11 protein-coding genes are annotated in these 15,945 nt (G+C 62.9%); 7 read left to right on the top strand and 4 right to left on the bottom strand.

Annotation, left to right across the window (positions count from 1 at the left end; translation table 11 throughout):
* Positions 1-165: 165 nt before the first annotated feature.
* Positions 166-555 carry a cupin domain-containing protein gene (locus GH665_RS08990; RefSeq protein ID WP_153135561.1) on the top strand — a complete coding sequence of 130 codons (390 nt, stop codon included), beginning with the start codon at positions 166-168 and terminating at the stop codon, positions 553-555.
* Positions 556-616: 61 nt separating this feature from the next.
* Here GH665_RS08990 and GH665_RS08985 read toward each other — a convergent pair whose 3' ends face one another.
* Positions 617-1,666, bottom strand: coding sequence for a LysR family transcriptional regulator (locus tag GH665_RS08985; RefSeq protein ID WP_153135560.1), 1,050 nt, complete (start codon positions 1,664-1,666; stop codon positions 617-619).
* A 255-nt stretch (positions 1,667-1,921) separates the two neighbouring features.
* On the opposite strand from GH665_RS08985, the gene GH665_RS08980 reads away from it, so the two are divergent.
* Entirely contained in the window at positions 1,922-2,134 is a 213-nt protein-coding gene (locus GH665_RS08980) for a hypothetical protein (protein WP_153135559.1), read from the top strand.
* Positions 2,135-2,214: 80 nt separating this feature from the next.
* On the opposite strand, the gene GH665_RS08975 is transcribed toward GH665_RS08980, so the two are convergent.
* Positions 2,215-2,832 carry a TetR/AcrR family transcriptional regulator gene (locus GH665_RS08975; protein ID WP_153135558.1) on the bottom strand — a complete coding sequence of 206 codons (618 nt, stop codon included), beginning with the start codon at positions 2,830-2,832 and terminating at the stop codon, positions 2,215-2,217.
* Positions 2,833-3,060: 228 nt separating this feature from the next.
* Between GH665_RS08975 and GH665_RS08970 the strand changes: the two genes are divergently transcribed.
* The 4 genes from GH665_RS08970 to GH665_RS08955 all read left to right on the top strand — a co-directional run bounded on the left by GH665_RS08970 (position 3,061) and on the right by GH665_RS08955 (position 10,642).
* On the top strand, positions 3,061-4,248 hold the full coding sequence (locus GH665_RS08970) for an efflux RND transporter periplasmic adaptor subunit (protein WP_153135557.1): 1,188 nt from the start codon (positions 3,061-3,063) through the stop codon (positions 4,246-4,248).
* On the top strand, positions 4,245-7,367 hold the full coding sequence (locus tag GH665_RS08965; RefSeq protein ID WP_153135556.1) for an efflux RND transporter permease subunit: 3,123 nt from the start codon (positions 4,245-4,247) through the stop codon (positions 7,365-7,367). The genes GH665_RS08970 and GH665_RS08965 overlap by 4 nt, the downstream gene beginning before the upstream one ends.
* Positions 7,368-7,371: 4 nt before the next feature.
* Entirely contained in the window at positions 7,372-8,886 is a 1,515-nt protein-coding gene (locus GH665_RS08960) for an efflux transporter outer membrane subunit (protein ID WP_153135555.1), read from the top strand.
* 811 nt (positions 8,887-9,697) lie between these two features.
* Complete coding sequence (locus tag GH665_RS08955) at positions 9,698-10,642, top strand: IS110 family RNA-guided transposase (RefSeq protein WP_174771707.1); 945 nt, start codon at positions 9,698-9,700, stop codon at positions 10,640-10,642.
* Positions 10,643-10,904: 262 nt separating this feature from the next.
* On the opposite strand, the gene GH665_RS08950 is transcribed toward GH665_RS08955, so the two are convergent.
* Both GH665_RS08950 and GH665_RS08945 read right to left on the bottom strand, forming a co-directional pair.
* A complete protein-coding gene (locus tag GH665_RS08950; protein ID WP_153138325.1) occupies positions 10,905-11,783 on the bottom strand; it encodes a lipid A biosynthesis lauroyl acyltransferase in 879 nt (292 codons plus the stop codon).
* A 407-nt stretch (positions 11,784-12,190) separates the two neighbouring features.
* Complete coding sequence (locus GH665_RS08945; protein WP_153135553.1) at positions 12,191-14,692, bottom strand: penicillin-binding protein 1A; 2,502 nt, start codon at positions 14,690-14,692, stop codon at positions 12,191-12,193.
* Between the two features lie 450 nt (positions 14,693-15,142).
* On the opposite strand from GH665_RS08945, the gene GH665_RS08940 reads away from it, so the two are divergent.
* Positions 15,143-15,757, top strand: a complete 615-nt coding sequence (locus GH665_RS08940; protein WP_153135552.1) for a hypothetical protein — start codon at positions 15,143-15,145, stop codon at positions 15,755-15,757.
* Positions 15,758-15,945 lie beyond the last annotated feature (188 nt).

The following is a 15,945-nucleotide window of genomic DNA, read 5'->3' as shown; positions in this document are numbered from 1 at the left end:
GCGTTCGAGCAACATCGAGGCGCTGGGGTTTGGGTGTTGGGCGTTGGGCGGCAGTTCGGTGCCGCTCCCTCCGCGCCGCAGCCGCGCGCACAAACGTACAAGACCCGATAGCGCCGCCCGCCCTACGCTCCTGTCTGACACCTACCGTTCAGGAGGAACACTTCGATGTCCAGTCATTCAACGATTCAATCGCCTCACCGCGCCATCAATTTTGCTGAAAAGCTGCGGCTCATCGACGACCAATGGCAACCGCGTGTCGTCGCGGAAATGAACGACTACCAGTTCAAGCTGGTGCGCATCGAAGGCGACTTTATCTGGCACGAGCATGCCGACACGGACGAAACGTTTATCGTGGTCGATGGGCAGTTGCGCATCGACATGCGCGATGGATCCGTGCTGCTCTCGGCAGGAGAAATGTTCGTGGTGCCCAAAGGCACCGAGCACAAACCGTACGCCGAACGCGAGGTCAAGCTGCTGCTGATCGAGCCGCGCGGCGTGAAGAACACCGGTGAAGAAAGCAACGAACGCACGGCGGCGAACGACGTGTGGATCTAGGCAGGCGGGCGCCTCCCACCGGGGGTAGGCGTGCTTCAGGCGCCCGCGTACCGCTCGCGCATCAAAGCGGCGACGCCGCCGCGATTCCCCCGCGCGAAGTCTGGCGCTTCGGCCGGGCCGTATCGCCCGGCAGGGCCGACACCGGCAGATCATCGGCATAGACCGGCGAACTGGTCACGACACGCCGCGGCAGCGCGGCGCGCGAATCGCGTGTGTGCTCGTCGGTCTGCTGGAAATGCGCGACCAGGTGGTCGATAAAGGTGCGCACTTTCGCCGGCAAATGAAGGCGGCTGGGGTACGCGATCGTGATTTCGATTTGCGGCAGCCGGTAATCGCCAAGCAACGGCACCAGACGCCCGGATGCCAGATCCCGGCCAATCAGATAGCTCGGCAAAATCGCCACGCCCATACCCAGCAGCGCGAACTGCCGCAGCATCTCGGTGTTGTTCGCAGCAATCGCGTTGGTGGGCCTGACCCGCACTTCGCCCTGCGGTCCGGTAAATACCTTCTCGTCACCGCCCTGCTCGGCAGGCCGGCTCAGACAAGGGTGCGTCAACAGATCCTCCGGGCGCACCGGTGTGCCGTGCTGCTCGAGATAAGCGGGCGTCGCGCAGACCGTCATGTAACCCGTGGTCAGACGCCGCGTGACGATGCTCGCGCTGCGCATCTGCCGCGCCACCATGATCCCGACATCGAAGCCCTCTTCCACCAGATCGACGTTGCGATCCGCCAGCGTCACGTCGGGCACCACGTCCGGATAACGCTGGGCGTACGACTGCACCACCGGCGCGAGGCTATGCAGCCCGAACACCACCGGCGCGACAATGCGCAAGGTTCCGACCGGTTCGTGATTGCGCGCCACCACCATCTGCTCGACGCCTTCCAGGTCGTCGAGAATGTGGCGCACCCGCTCCAGATAGGTCCTGCCGGACTCGGTCAGCGAGAGACGGCGCGTCGTGCGATTGAGCAGCCGCGTGCCGAGACGCGCTTCCAGATCCGCGACGTGGCGCGTGACGACGGCGGTGGAAAGATCCAGCGCGCCAGCCGCGCCGACGAAACTGCCAAGGTCCGCGACCTTGACGAATACGCGCATCGACTGCAATTGATTCATGAGACGACTCCTGCCTCGGTAGAGCCGGGCCGGCGCAATACTGCCGCCTGTGTCGACCCGCACGACAAGGCGCGCGCGGATTTGCCCAACGATTCGATTGTATCGATCGGACCATGTCCCAACCCTGACCCGAACATGACAATTCGGTCAGGTTTCTGATGCGCTCGCGACACTATTGCGAGGCTTATTGTGAAGATAAGGTAGGTATAAACCCTTAGATACTGGTAACATAGCGCCCGAAAGGAATTTATCGCTATGCCACATCGTTTTCAGCTTCTCGAAAAAATCGCGTTTTCACTGGTTTGCTGGTCAGCAGCGGCCTGTTCGGCGTTTATCGCCTACGAGCGGTGCCCGCAGATCAAGGTCGTCCTGCACGTTGGTGAAGAAGTCCTGCGCTACAGCGGGCAGTATTCGTTCGTCTGCGCCACACCGGTTGCGGACGCCTGCGCGCAATTGCCGGCGAGCTGATTCGCCGGCACTCCTCGCACTCCCGGTCCGTCATTCGTCAGACTGATCGGGGTATCGATCAGGCGCCGATCTAACGCCGATCAAGCGTCGCGCCCGAACACCACGCGCGCGAAAAATCCCGCCAGCACCGTTTCGGCCATCTCCGCCGACACATTCTGCGGGTCGACCGTGTAGAAGAACTGCACGCCGTCGCACAACCCCATCAAGCCCATCGCCAGCGTCTCCGCCGGCAGCGGTAGCGGCGTGCCGACTCGCGCCGAGAATTCGCGGATGTACGCGCTCAACTGCTCGAGTTTCTCGTGCATGAACGCGTTAAAACGTATCCGGAAGCGGCCGTCGCGCACGGCGAGCAGCTTCGCCTCCACCCACATCAGGAAGCACTTGTTCTCGCGATGCAGGCTGCTGTAGTAGCGCAGCACGCGCGCTTCCATCTCCTCGCGCGAGGCCGCGTCCTCAAAGATGGCATGCAAACCCGCCTGCATGGTCTCGTGGTCGCGCCGCAGTAGTTCGAGGAACAACTCGTTCTTGCTGCGGAAGTTCGAATAGAACGCGCCGCGTGTATAACCCGCCGCCCCGGCGATGTCTTCGACACTCGCCGCGACAAAGCCTTTCTTCATAAAAATCGCCTGCCCAGCGTCGAGCAGACGCTGGCGCGTCTGGTCTTTGCTCTGCTCGCGTGTAAGTCGTTGCCGTTTCATGGTCGCAAGTCTAGCACCGAAAAGAATTCCAATTCACCTCAACATTCAAATACAGGTGTGTATTAGAATGCACTCATCCATTCGAAGTCAGATGCGTATGCCAGTTGCATGATTCACATGCTCCGGGCCGCGCGTCTTCGCTGGCGGGCCGCTGCGGCTTGCCGTGTTCGTTCGCTGTCTCCAGTTGGGGTAATTGTGAAGCGTCCCGGTCTTCCCGCATCGCCTGCGATGCGCCAGCAGTTCCATCGGCCTGCCCGTCCCGCGCGTTTGCGCCGCGCGGCATTCGCGCTCGCGCTCGCCGGTATCGTCACGCTCGCCGCGTGCTCGAAGAAAGAAGCAGCCGCGCCCGTGCCCCGCCCCGTGGTCGCCGTCGCGGTACATACGGACGGCAGCGCGATGGCTGCCGCATCGCTGCCTGGCGAAGTGCAGGCGCGCTACTCCACCCCGCTGTCGTTTCGCGTCGGCGGCAAAATCATCGAGCGGCGCGTTCGTTTGGGCGACGTAGTGAAGAACGGGCAGATCCTCGCCCGGCTCGATCCGGCGGATGCCCAGAAGAATGCCGCCAGCGCGCAAGCCCAACTGGAAGCCGCTCAACACAGCCTTGTGTATGCAAAGCAGCAACTCGATCGCGACCAGGCTCAGGCGAAAGAAAACCTGATCGCGCCCGCGCAGCTTGAACAGACCACCAACGCCTACGCGTCTGCCGCCGCACAGCGCGACCAGGCCGCGCAACAGGCGGCGTTGTCGAAAGATCAGTTGCAGTACACCACGCTCATTGCCGATCACGCCGGCGTGATCACCGCAGAACAGGCCGACACCGGCCAGAATGTGTCCGCGGGTCAGGCCGTCTACAACCTCGCATGGAGCGGCGACATCGATGTGGTCTGCGACGTGCCGGAAAGCGCGCTAGCCGCGCTCTCGATCGGGCAAACCGCGAAGATCACGCTGGCCGCGCTGCCGGGACGCAGCTTTACCGCGCGCGTGCGCGAACTGTCGCCCGCCGCCGATCCGCAAAGCCGTACCTACCGCGCCAAGCTCACGCTCGAGAATCCCGGCCCGGACGTGCGCCTCGGCATGACCGCCGACATCGCGCTCGCCGCACCTTCGTCTTCGGAGGCAGCCGCAACCCAGAACACTTCCTTTACCGTGGCTGCCACCGCCCTGTTCCACGACGGCACGCAGCCGGCCGTGTGGGTCGTGCGTCCCGCGGCTAACGCATCGGGTGACGGTACGCCGGGCGTCGGTACGCTGGAACTGCGCCGCGTGACGGTCACCCGCTATAACGAACGCACCATCGTGATCGGCCAGGGCCTCAAGGAAGGCGAACGCGTCGTCCTGCAAGGCGTGCATACCGTGACCGCCGGCGAAAAAGTCCACGTGATCCCGCCATTGCATCCCGAGGACTTCGCTTCATGAGCACCCCGCATGAAGAAGGACGCTTCAACCTGTCCGCATGGGCGCTGCGCCATCAGGCGCTAGTTGTCTTCCTGATCGCGCTCGCGACCGCGTTCGGCGTTCTCGCCTATACCCGTCTCGCCCAATCCGAAGACCCGCCCTTCACGTTCCGCGTTATGGTGATCCGCACCTTCTGGCCCGGCGCGACCGCGCGCCAGGTCCAGGAACAGGTCACCGACCGCATCGGCCGCAAACTGCAGGAAACGCCTGCCATCGATTTCGTGCGCAGTTACTCGCGCCCCGGCGAATCGCTGATGTTTTTCTCGATGAAAGACTCGGCGCCGGTCAAGGACGTGCCCGAAACCTGGTATCAGGTGCGCAAGAAAGTCGGCGATATCGCGGCGACCTTGCCGCCCGGTATTCAGGGTCCGTTTTTCAACGACGAATTCGGCGACGTCTACACCAACATCTATACCCTCGAAGGCGACGGTTTTTCCGCCGCGCAACTGCACGATTACGCCGACCAGTTACGCACGGTGCTGCTGCGCGTGCCGGGCGTCGGCAAGGTCGACTATTTCGGCGATCCGGATCAGCACATCTACATCGAGATCACCAATACGCAACTCACGCGCCTCGGCATCTCGCCGCAGCAACTGGGGCAGGCAATCAATTCGCAAAACAGCATCTCGCCGGCGGGCACGCTGACCACCACCGACGACCGCGTGTTCGTGCGCCCCACCGGCCAGTTCAAGGACGTCAATGCGCTCGCCGACACGCTGATCCGCATCAACAACCGCTCGTTCCGTCTCGGCGACATCGCGACCATCAAACGCGGTTACGACGATCCGGTCGCCACGCAAATGCGCTCCGGCGGCAAAGCGGTGCTCGGCATCGGTGTGACGATGCAGCCGGGCGGCGACGTGATCCGTCTGGGCAAAGCGCTCGACCAGCAGATGGGCAATCTGCGCGGCTACCTGCCTGCCGGCTTGCATCTGGTCGAAGTGTCGAGCATGCCGAACGCGGTCGCCCATTCCGTCGACGATTTTCTCGAAGCCGTCGCCGAGGCGATTGCGATCGTGCTGGTGGTCAGCCTGCTGTCGTTGGGCGTGCGCACCGGCATGGTGGTCGTGATCTCGATACCGGTCGTGCTCGCCGTCACGGCGCTATGCATGTATCTGTTCGACATCGGGCTGCACAAGGTGTCGCTGGGCACCCTGGTGCTTGCCCTGGGGCTATTGGTGGACGACGCGATCATCGCGGTCGAGATGATGTCGGTGAAGCTCGAGCAAGGCTGGACCCGCACGCGCGCCGCCGCTTTTGCGTACACCAGCACCGCCTTTCCGATGCTGACCGGGACGCTCGTGACCGTGTCCGGTTTCCTGCCGATCGCGTTAGCAAAGTCGAGCACCGGTGAATACACCCGTTCGATTTTCGAGGTGTCGGCGATCGCACTGATCGCATCGTGGCTCGCGGCCGTGGTGCTGATTCCGCTGCTCGGCTATCACATGCTGCCGGAACGCAAGCGCCAGGCACACGAAGCGGAGGACCACGAGCACGACATCTACGACACGCGTTTCTATACGCGGCTGCGTGGCTGGATCGGCTGGTGCATCGAGCGGCGCTTCGTCGTCCTCGCCATTACCGTCGTGCTGTTCGTTCTGGCAATGGCAGGCTTCACGCTAGTGCCGCAGCAGTTCTTCCCGAGCTCGGACCGTCCCGAGTTGCTGGTGGACGTGCGCTTGCCCGAAGGCGCGTCTTTCGAAGCAACGTTGCGCCAGGCAGAGCGTCTGGAGAAAACGCTGGTGGGTCGTCCGGAAATCGATCATACGGTGGACTTCGTCGGCACCGGCGCGCCGCGTTTCTATCTGCCGCTCGATCAGCAGTTGCCGCAGCCGAATTTCGCGCAATTCGTGATCACGGCGAAATCCGTGAAGGATCGCGAGAAGCTCGCGCAATGGCTCGAACCGGAATTGCGCAACAATTTTCCGGCAATCCGCACCCGCCTGTCGCGCCTCGAGAATGGGCCTCCGGTTGGCTATCCCGTGCAATTCCGCGTGAGCGGCGACGATATCGCCACGGTACGCTCGATCGCCGAGCGTGTTGCCGCAACCCTGCGCGCCGACGGCGGCACCCGCAACGTCCAGTTCGACTGGGACGAGCCTGCCGAGCGCTCAGTGCGCTTCGAAGTCGATCAGAAGAAGGCCCGTGAACTCGGCGTGAGCTCGGAAGACATCTCGAGCTTCCTCGCCATGACGCTGTCCGGCTACACCGTTACGCAGTATCGCGAGCGCGACAAGCTGATCAGCGTCGATCTGCGCGCGCCGAAAGCGGAACGCGTCGACCCGTCGGAGCTCGTCACGCTGGCAATGCCGACGCCCAACGGCCCGGTGCCGCTCGGCACGCTCGGTCATCTGCGCAACGACCTCGAATACGGGGTGATCTGGGAACGCGACCGGCAACCCACCATCACGGTGCAGTCCGACGTCGCTCCGGGCGCGCAAGGGATCGACGTCACCCACGCGGTCGATAAGGCACTGGGCCCGATTCGCGCCACGCTGCCGGTCGGCTACCGGATCGAAATCGGCGGCTCGGTCGAGGAAAGCGGCAAGGGGCAAACATCGATCAACGCACAGATGCCGATCATGATCATCGCCGTGCTGACGCTCCTGATGATCCAGCTGCAAAGTTTCGCGCGCGTGCTGATGGTCGTGCTGACCGCACCGCTCGGTCTGATCGGCGTGGTCGCTACGCTGCTGCTGTTCGGTCAGCCATTCGGCTTCGTCGCGATGCTCGGGGTGATCGCGATGTTCGGCATCATCATGCGCAACTCGGTGATTCTGGTCGATCAGATCGAGCAGGATATTGCGGCGGGACACAAGCGCTTCGACGCGATCGTCGGCGCGACCGTACGGCGTTTCCGGCCGATTACGCTCACCGCGGCAGCCGCCGTGCTCGCGCTGATTCCGCTGTTGCGCTCCAACTTCTTCGGCCCGATGGCCACCGCGCTGATGGGCGGCATTACGAGCGCGACCATCCTTACGCTGTTCTATCTGCCGGCCCTGTACGCCATGTCGTTCAGAGTGCGCAGCGACGAGCGCGAGCCGCCGGCGCCGTCTGGCACGACGCATACGGGGAACTGAGATCATGGCTACCTTCGCACTTCCTCGACACTTGCGCCTCACGCTTCTCAGCGGCGCCACGCTAGCCCTCGCCGCCTGCTCATTCGGCCCGAACGGCGAGCCGCCCGCAATGCCGCAGCCGGCCCACTACGGCGCCGAAGCACAGCCGACGCAAACCGTGCCCGCACAGGGCATCACCCAGCAATTCGTGGTCGGCGCGAAGCCTGTGCCCGAATGGTGGAAGCTTTATCAATCGGAGGGGCTAAACGCACTGGTCGACGAAGGCTTGCGTAACAGCCCGACGCTTGCCGCGACCGACAAGAGCCTCGCCGCCGCGCGTGAGCAACTGCGCGCACAGATCGGCAGTTCGATGCTGCCGACCATCGACGCGGGCGGCCAGGCCACCCGTAACCGCGCGCTGGCGATCCCCGAAGCCGGTCCGAACACGTTCCTGTACAACATCTTCGTCGGTCAACTGCAGGCGCACTACACGTTCGACCTGTTCGGCGCGGCGCGTCTTGCCGATGCCGCGCTCGCGGCTCGCGTAAATGTGCAGGCCTATCAGTTCGATGCCGCGCGCCGCGCGCTGGCCGCCAACATTGTGACGGCGGCGATCACGAGTGCGGCGTTGCGTGCGCAGATCGACACGACCGAGCGGCTCGTGACGCTAGCCAACGACCAGGCGCGCGATACGCAACGGCGCTACGCATTGGGCGCGGTCTCGCACGCCGATCAGTTGAGCGCGCAACAAAGCGCGGCGAGCCTGTCGGCAAGCTTGCCGGGTTTGAAGCAGCAATGGCTGACGACGCGCCATGCTCTGGCGGTGTTGCTAGGCCGCACGCCGGACGCGGCGCCGGACGACCTCGCCCTTGCGCAACTGCACGTGCCCGAACAGGTACCGGTCGTGGTGCCCTCCGAACTGCTGCGCAGCCGGCCTGACATTCAGGCAGCGGACGCCGCCCTGAAGGCTGCTGCGGCCGACGTCGGCGTTGCGACGGCGCAGATGTTCCCAAGTCTTTCGCTGAGTGCATCGATGGGACAAGGCGGCTTTAGCTGGCCGGTGGCCTTATCCGGCGCGGGGGCGATCTGGAGCATTGGCGCGTCATTGTCGCAGCCGCTGTTTCACGGCGGCGCCCTATTCGCCCAGCGCCGCGCGGCAGTTGACACGTACGACGCCACGGTCTCGCAATATAAGCAGACCGTGCTGACCGCCTTCCAGAACGTGGCCGATACGCTTGCAGCGCTACAGCACGACACGCAGGCTCTAGATGCGGCGAACATTGCTGCGCGCTCCGCGCAAGGAATTTTCGACGAAACATCGGGACGTTACCGGTTGGGAGCGTTGCCGGTCGCCTCGACGCGTTCGAGCGAACAGCAGTTCCGCAACGCACAGCTTGATGAGATCCGCTACACCAGTGCGCGGCTCACGGACACTGCGGCCTTGTTCCAGGCGATGGGCAATCCGCCGGTCGAATCAACTCCCTCTGCCGCGGCATCTGTCCCGGCGGTTCCTGCAACGAACGTGGGTGTTTCCAATTAAACCTGGGATTCCGTACTGACGCCAGCGGACTTATCCCCAGTTTATGTTGATGAGGCTGTTGAAAACTTTCTGACAAGCGGGCTAACACCTTGAGCGCGCGGGGTTTTCTGATTGCGGTGCGGAATGAACCAGGGGCTGCGAAATGAGCCATTTGCTTACGGCAGAGGCCGTTGGGAGGCCTCAACATGCTGCAACGTTATCCCCAGTTTATGTTGACAGGGCTGTTGATAACTATGGGGCTACCCGCTTAAGTGCTTGATGCAAATCGGTTTGTCACCCACGGCGCGACCAGATGCAGGGCTGATCGGCCACCCGTCTCACACGGAGGGGTTTTTTGTGAGGCAAGGCCTTATCCACAGATTTTGTTGAAAGGCTTGTTGATAACGCCTGGACATCCGGGATAAGTGCTTGAGTGCGCAACGAAATCAGGCGCAGACATTGCGGGATCCCCGGAGAGGGGGCGAATGGTTTTGAAGTACCGCGTCGGCGCGCGTAGCGCCGCCGGAGGTATGACGGCCTTGTCACTAAGGCGGAGTGTGCGGGAAGCACAGATTCCAGATGCACCACTACCGTGGCTGCGCGGGGGACCCGCTTATGAGCTAGCGGTGTAAAGCCGCTTTCTTTTGCCTACTTGTATATTCCCTTCTGTGACGCCGACCCGATCAGTTGTCGTCACAGGGACAGTCAGTTCGTCTGCCTACCGGGTTTCGAGCCCGCAGAGAAGCTTGAGCGACTATCCTTTTTCATCCTTCTAACCCGAACAGTTGACTGAGCCTTGAGCTCGTATTTTCCTGCAAGTATGGGTACCGTGATGAATCAATCTTCTTCCGTTTATATCGGCATCGACGTCAGCGGCAGCGCGCTCGATATTGCCATTCACGACACCACCGAACATTTCCGTGTCGACAATGAGCCGGTCGCCATCGAACAGCTGGTGCAACGTCTGATCGCGTTGAGCCCCACACTGATCGTCATGGAGGCCACCGGCAAGCTTGAACTCGCTGTGCTCAGGGCCCTCTGCGAGGCCGGCTTGCCCGCCGTCGCGGTCAATCCCCGGCAGGTACGCGACTTCGCCCGCGCAACCGGCTCGCGTGCCAAAACCGACCGCATCGACGCCTTCGCCATCGCCCATTTCGCCGCGGTCCTCAAGCCCGTCGTGCGCCCGCTCACCGATGTGCAGACCGAGCAGTTGCAGGCCCTGCTGCTGCGCCGTGCCCAGCTCATCGATATGCTCGTGGCCGAGAAAGCACGGCTTGAGCGCGCCCATGCCGCTGCACGGGACAGTCTGAACGAGCACATCAAATGGCTCAAGCAGCAGATCAAGCTCGCTGACAACGACATCGATTCATTCCTGCGCTCCTCGCCCGCGTGGCGTCAGAAGGAAGACCTGCTGCGCTCCGTGCCAGGCATCGGTCCCGGCGCCGCCGCGACGCTGATCGCCTTTATGCCGCAACTTGGCTCGCTGAACCGCCGGGAGATCGCTGCGCTCACCGGCGTCGCTCCCTTCAATAGCGACAGCGGCAGGCACATCGGCAAACGCCGCATTCAGGGTGGGCGCGCCGTCGTGCGGCGAGCGCTCTATATGGCCTGCGTGCCGGCGCTGCGTTTTAACCCGACCATCCGGGCTTTCTATGACCGGCTACGCAAGGCCGGCAAACCGTTCAAGGTTGCTATCACGGCCTGTATCCGCAAGCTCGTCGTCACGCTCAATGCGATGGTCCGTAACGCCACGCCCTGGAGTTCGCCGACTAACTGAGCTTCGTCACGCGTTGCCCTGATGGCGGGCAGTCCGGGCGCGATCATCAATCGTGCTGCATGCGCTCGCCTGTGCATCGCTGACTACCGTGCCGGGCATCAGTCATCCGCCAGCTAGCCGTCGCTTGACTTCCAATACGGTTGCTTTTCTTTGCGGCAGGCAAAGAAAAGTAGGTGCCGCCCCGCACAGGGGCAACGCTAATAGACCACGAACAAACCAAGGAAAGGCCAACACCCTAAAACAACACACCAACAAACCAGCGCTAATAAACCCCTGCCTCCCCAACAGGCCGATTCTTAAACCGCTTATGCACCCAATAATACTGATCAGGAATCCGACGCACCTGCGTCTCAAGAAACTCAGTAATCCGCCGGGCATCAACAGAAACATCATCCGACGGAAAGTCACTTAGCGCATCAAAAATGGTCAGCTTGTACCCGCGATAGCCGGGCAAGACTTCAGTAACAAACGGCACCACCCGCGCATTCCCGGCCCGCGCCATCCGCGAAACGGAAGTGAGCGTACAAGCCGGCACACCAAAAAACGGCACAAACACCGAATCCCGCAGCCCAAAATCCATATCGGCAGCCAGCATAATGGGCTTACCCTCCCGCAGCACGCGCAAGGCACGCCGTACACTATCGCTGCGCGGAATCATCTCCGTACCAAAACGCCCACGCTGCCGCTTGGCCATCGCGTCGAGCAAAAGATTCGACATCGGGGTATACAGCGACGCAACCGGATGCCGCGTTGAATACATCATGCAGCCCGCCTCGATCCCGACAAAATGGAAACCGACAAAAATCGTCGGCTTGCCTTGCATGTCAGTGAGATCAATCGCGCTCTCCACTTCGACAAGACGCGCCAGCGATCGCGCATTGCCGAACCACTGCGGGCCGCGCTCGACATAACTGCGGATGACATGGCAGAAATGCGCGCGCGCGAGGCGTTCGCGCGCTTCGTCGCTCATGTCGGGGAAACACAGCCTCAGATTGGTATGCACGACGCGCCGGCGCGCGCTCGGAATCCGGTACAGCAACGCACCAATGCCCGTTCCGATACGCGCAACAATGCCGTACGGCAGCAGAGCAAACGCGCGCAGCAGACCTGTCATCAGACAGATGAGTATTCGACTTTTCAAGAGGCAACTGCCCGGTAGATGCTGGATGACAATCACCCCAGCCGCAGCAACCTGACGGTCGCCCACGGGCGAAGTGGCATGTGCGCGCGTAAAACGGGGCTCGCGCGGCACGACTTTCGAAGATGGACGCCTCGCTCGCGGCGAGACATAGCAGTGCAGGAGGCTAAAACCGCTTAGGAATCAAGCATCCGTATAGGACCAGTCTGAAAACACCGCAAGCGTGATTAAAACACACTGGACAGGGGCGGGAACAAAATCTGCGGAAGGGGTTCACCCGTATAGCGCCACTGATCCGCGCCAGGCCGCGATGCCCCGCCCTTTCAAAAATTAGCCTGTGCGGCTCCGGGTAAGCCGCACAGACCCGCTACACGCTCAGCCGAGCCCCCGAAAAGAAGCTCCAGGGGATCTCAAGGCTTGTTCGTCTCGAACAGATCCATGATCTGTTTCTTTTCATTCGACGAGACGCTCGGCACCGGCACCGCCGGTGGTGTCATGCCCGCCGGGCCCACGCCGCCCACCGCGTCGCTCGCGCCAGCGGTCGGATTCGCCGAATCGAGGCCGATGCTGGCCACGAACCCGTTACCCGGCGTCATGTCCGTATAGAACAGTTCGCCGTCGACCGAGGTCACGCCGTCCGGTTGCGCCGGTTCGCCTTGCGGCACGCCGCGCAGCGCGCGCTGCATGTACTCGACCCAGATCGGCAACGCGAGTTGTGCACCAAACTCGCGGCTGCCGAGGCTCTTCGGCTGGTCGTAACCCATCCACGCCACCGCCACCAGCGACTGCTGATAACCGGCGAACCAACCGTCCTTCGCGTCGTTGGTCGTACCGGTCTTGCCCTGCAAGTCCGAACGATGCAGCACGTTGGTGCCCGAACCCGTGCCGGCCGTGGCCACCGAATGCAGCAGGCTGTTCATGATGTACGCGTTACGCGGTTCAAGCGTGCGCGGCGCATCGCGGCCGGCGGTTAGCGGTTGCGCTTTCGAGAGCGGCTCGCCACGTGCATCCGTTACCTCGCTGATCAGATACGGATTGATACGGTAGCCACCGTTCGCGAACACCGAGTATGCGCCCGCCGATTGCAGCGGCGTGACGAGGCCCGCGCCGAGCGCCATCGGCAGATACGGCGGAGTCTTATCGGCGTCGAAACCAAAACGCTGCGTGACAAAATCTTGCGCGTACTTGGTGCCGATGAACGACAGGATGCGGATCGACACCAGGTTCTTCGATTTCTGCAGCGCGAGGCGCAACGGCATCGGACCGTCCGGCTGGTCGTCGTCCTTCGGCTCCCACGCGTCGCCACCCGGCGTGCTGGGCGGGAAGTACAACGGCGCGTCGTTGATGATCGTGGCCGGTCCGAGCCCCTTGTCGAGCGCCGCCGAATAGATGAACGGCTTGAAGCTCGAACCCGGCTGACGCCACGCCTGCGTGACGTGGTTGAACTTGTTCTTATTGAAGTCGAAGCCGCCCACCAGCGCGCGAATCGCGCCGTCCTGCGGCGTGAGCGAAACCAGTGCGCCTTCCACTTGCGGAAGCTGAGTGATTTGCCAGTTGCCCTTGTCGTCAGCGACAAGGCGCACGATCGAGCCCGGCTTGATCTTCGTAGCGGCTGTCGCGCGTGCGGAGAGCCCGCCGGCTGCAAAGCGCAGGCCGTCGCCGCTGATCGTCACTTCGGTGCCGTCGACCAGTTGCGCCTTCACCTGCTTCGAATTCGCGTCCGTCACCACGGCGGCGATGATTTCGCCGTTGTCGGGGTGATCGGTGAGCGCGTCGTCGATCGTCTGGTCGCGGTCGTCGCCCGGTGCGGGCAATTGCACGAAGCCTTCCGGCCCACGGTAGCCGTGACGCCGCTCGTAATCCATCACGCCCTTGCGCACCGCGCGATAGGCGGCGTCCTGGTCGGCGGAGTCGATCGTGGTGGTGACGTTCAGGCCGCGCGTATAGGTTTCGTCCTTGTACTGCGCGTACATCATCTGGCGAACCATTTCGGCGATGTACTCAGCATGCACGCTGTATTCGTTGCCCGGATTCCGGGTATGAATCTCTTCCTTGACGGCCTGGTCGTACTGATCCTGAGTGATGTATTTCAGCTCGAGCATGCGCTTCAGAATGTATTCCTGACGGATCTTCGCGCGCTTCGGGTTGACCACCGGGTTATACGCGGACGGCGCCTTCGGCAGGCCCGCCAGCATCGCGGCTTCAGCCAGCGTGATGTCTTTCAGATCCTTGCCGAAATACACGCGCGCGGCCGCGGCAAAACCGTACGAGCGCTCGCCCAGATAAATCTGGTTCATGTAGACCTCAAGGATCTGGTCCTTGGTCATCGCGCGCTCGATCTTGTACGCGAGCATCATTTCGTAAATCTTGCGGGTGTAGGTCTTCTCGCTCGAGAGGAAGAAGTTGCGCGCCACCTGCATCGTGATCGTGCTCGCCCCCTGGGAGGCGCCGCCATGCATCAGGTCGGAAACACCCGCGCGCAGGATGCCGACGAAGTCGACGCCACCGTGCTCGTAGAAGCGATAGTCTTCGATCGCGAGCACGGCCTTTTTCATCTGGTCCGGAATATCCTGGAAGCGCACGATGCTGCGGCGCTCCTCGCCGAACTCGCCGATCAGCACGTGGTCCGCGGTGTACACCCGCAGCGGCACTTTCGGGCGATAGTCGGTCAGTGCGTCGAGCGACGGCAGTTGCGGCCCCATCACCACGAGCGCGTAACCGACGATCAGCGCGCCCACCACGGCGAGCGTCGCCAGCAGACTGAAGAGCCAGATGACGATGGTTGCGCCGAGCGACCGGCGACCGGCCTCAGCGTCGCGCGAAGCAGCGTTGCGTCCTGGAGTGCGGTGGTAGGCGTCCCGGTCTTCACCAGCCGGAGAGTTTGAAGAATGCGGTCGTTTGATGATTGGCATGACTGGAATGTTAGGCGCGCAACTCAACGCCTTTCTGCATGAGGCGCAAAACACCGCGCGGCCCTACGCCCCCGGGCGGCCGCACGGCACGCCTGGGACTTGTCCGGCGCAACGTAACAGCGCATTTTAAAGAAATCAGGCGCCGTCCAAGACAGTTTTTTTGTAAGAATTCCCTTCGCGCGGCGCAACAGCGGGTGTCCGGAGCGAGCGGACAGGCGCCCGGCCCGGCCCACCAGGGTTATCAACAGAAATTGTTGAAAGGCCTGTGGACAAGCCCGCCGGAAACGCTACAACTCGTTGATGTCACGGGATTTTCATGTTGCGCCCGTTCCGCATCGGCGCAACTCGTCATATGATGGACTCGGCGCGCGGGTCGTCAACGGCGCGCGCGACGGCGTACGCCAGATACACGCCTTGAATCGCCAATGCCAACAAGTATGCGAGCCGACCATGAACAAGCCCAGCGAACGCATCGTCGTATTCGTCACCACCGCCCAGAAACGCGCGATCGCCGCCATCGCCGAAGATCTGGGCATTAGCGTCAGCGAACTGATGCGGCGCGCGGTGTTGAGCTTTGGCGCGACCAGCGAGCAGGTGAAAGCGGCCGGCATCGTCGACCGGCTGCGCGCACCGCGCGCGCCAGACGCGCTCGACGCGGCGCTGCAGCGCGTCGCGCACAGCACGCGCAACGCACGGGCGGCGCTCCCGCCTGCCCTGCAAACCCGTGGTGACAACGAACCTGCCGTACCGGCGGACGGCGCGGCGGCAGCGCAGGCGAATGAATTATTAGGTACGCCCGCGGGTGGAAGCCCCGGGCCGTTACTGCCGGCCGGTGTACTGGCCGCGCTCACCGCCACCGCCGAGGAAGTCGAAGCCGCCGCGGCCGCCGAAGCGGTGGCGCGCGTCACCGCGGCCAAAGCGGCGTCCGTTGCGGACTCGGCGCAGAAACCGGACAACGTGCAGGCGCAGGTGCGCAACGCGCTCAAACGCCCGCGTGTCAGGCCCGTGCGCGACGAAGACGATCCCCAGGGCGATCCCAGCACGGAAGGCGGCCGCTTCGCATAAAGGGAAAAGTTCGCGATCGAATGACCTGATCCACCGCGCATCGACACGTTACCGCTCGAGCGCAGGCAAGCCGCCCATGCCACGCGGGTTCACATCCGCGACACTCGCCGCACGGACACTCACGGCACGGTGCCCGCCGCACGGATGCCCGCCGCACAAAAAGGGAAGCGCCGGTCTCATCGCGCCCT

This window comes from Paraburkholderia agricolaris (assembly GCF_009455635.1).
GTDB classification, from domain to species: domain Bacteria; phylum Pseudomonadota; class Gammaproteobacteria; order Burkholderiales; family Burkholderiaceae; genus Paraburkholderia; species Paraburkholderia agricolaris.
This window is presented reverse-complemented; position numbering and strand designations above follow the sequence as displayed.

What these genes read in the sequence shown, in the direction of transcription:
- GH665_RS08990 (WP_153135561.1), top strand. Translation starts at nt 166, where the DNA reads ATGTCCAGTCATTCAACGATTCAATCGCCTCACCGCGCCATCAATTTT.
- GH665_RS08985 (WP_153135560.1), bottom strand. Translation starts at nt 1,666, where the DNA reads ATGAATCAATTGCAGTCGATGCGCGTATTCGTCAAGGTCGCGGACCTT.
- GH665_RS08980 (WP_153135559.1), top strand. Translation starts at nt 1,922, where the DNA reads ATGCCACATCGTTTTCAGCTTCTCGAAAAAATCGCGTTTTCACTGGTT.
- GH665_RS08975 (WP_153135558.1), bottom strand. Translation starts at nt 2,832, where the DNA reads ATGAAACGGCAACGACTTACACGCGAGCAGAGCAAAGACCAGACGCGC.
- GH665_RS08970 (WP_153135557.1), top strand. Translation starts at nt 3,061, where the DNA reads ATGCGCCAGCAGTTCCATCGGCCTGCCCGTCCCGCGCGTTTGCGCCGC.
- GH665_RS08965 (WP_153135556.1), top strand. Translation starts at nt 4,245, where the DNA reads ATGAGCACCCCGCATGAAGAAGGACGCTTCAACCTGTCCGCATGGGCG.
- GH665_RS08960 (WP_153135555.1), top strand. Translation starts at nt 7,372, where the DNA reads ATGGCTACCTTCGCACTTCCTCGACACTTGCGCCTCACGCTTCTCAGC.
- GH665_RS08955 (WP_174771707.1), top strand. Translation starts at nt 9,698, where the DNA reads ATGAATCAATCTTCTTCCGTTTATATCGGCATCGACGTCAGCGGCAGC.
- GH665_RS08945 (WP_153135553.1), bottom strand. Translation starts at nt 14,692, where the DNA reads ATGCCAATCATCAAACGACCGCATTCTTCAAACTCTCCGGCTGGTGAA.
- GH665_RS08940 (WP_153135552.1), top strand. Translation starts at nt 15,143, where the DNA reads ATGAACAAGCCCAGCGAACGCATCGTCGTATTCGTCACCACCGCCCAG.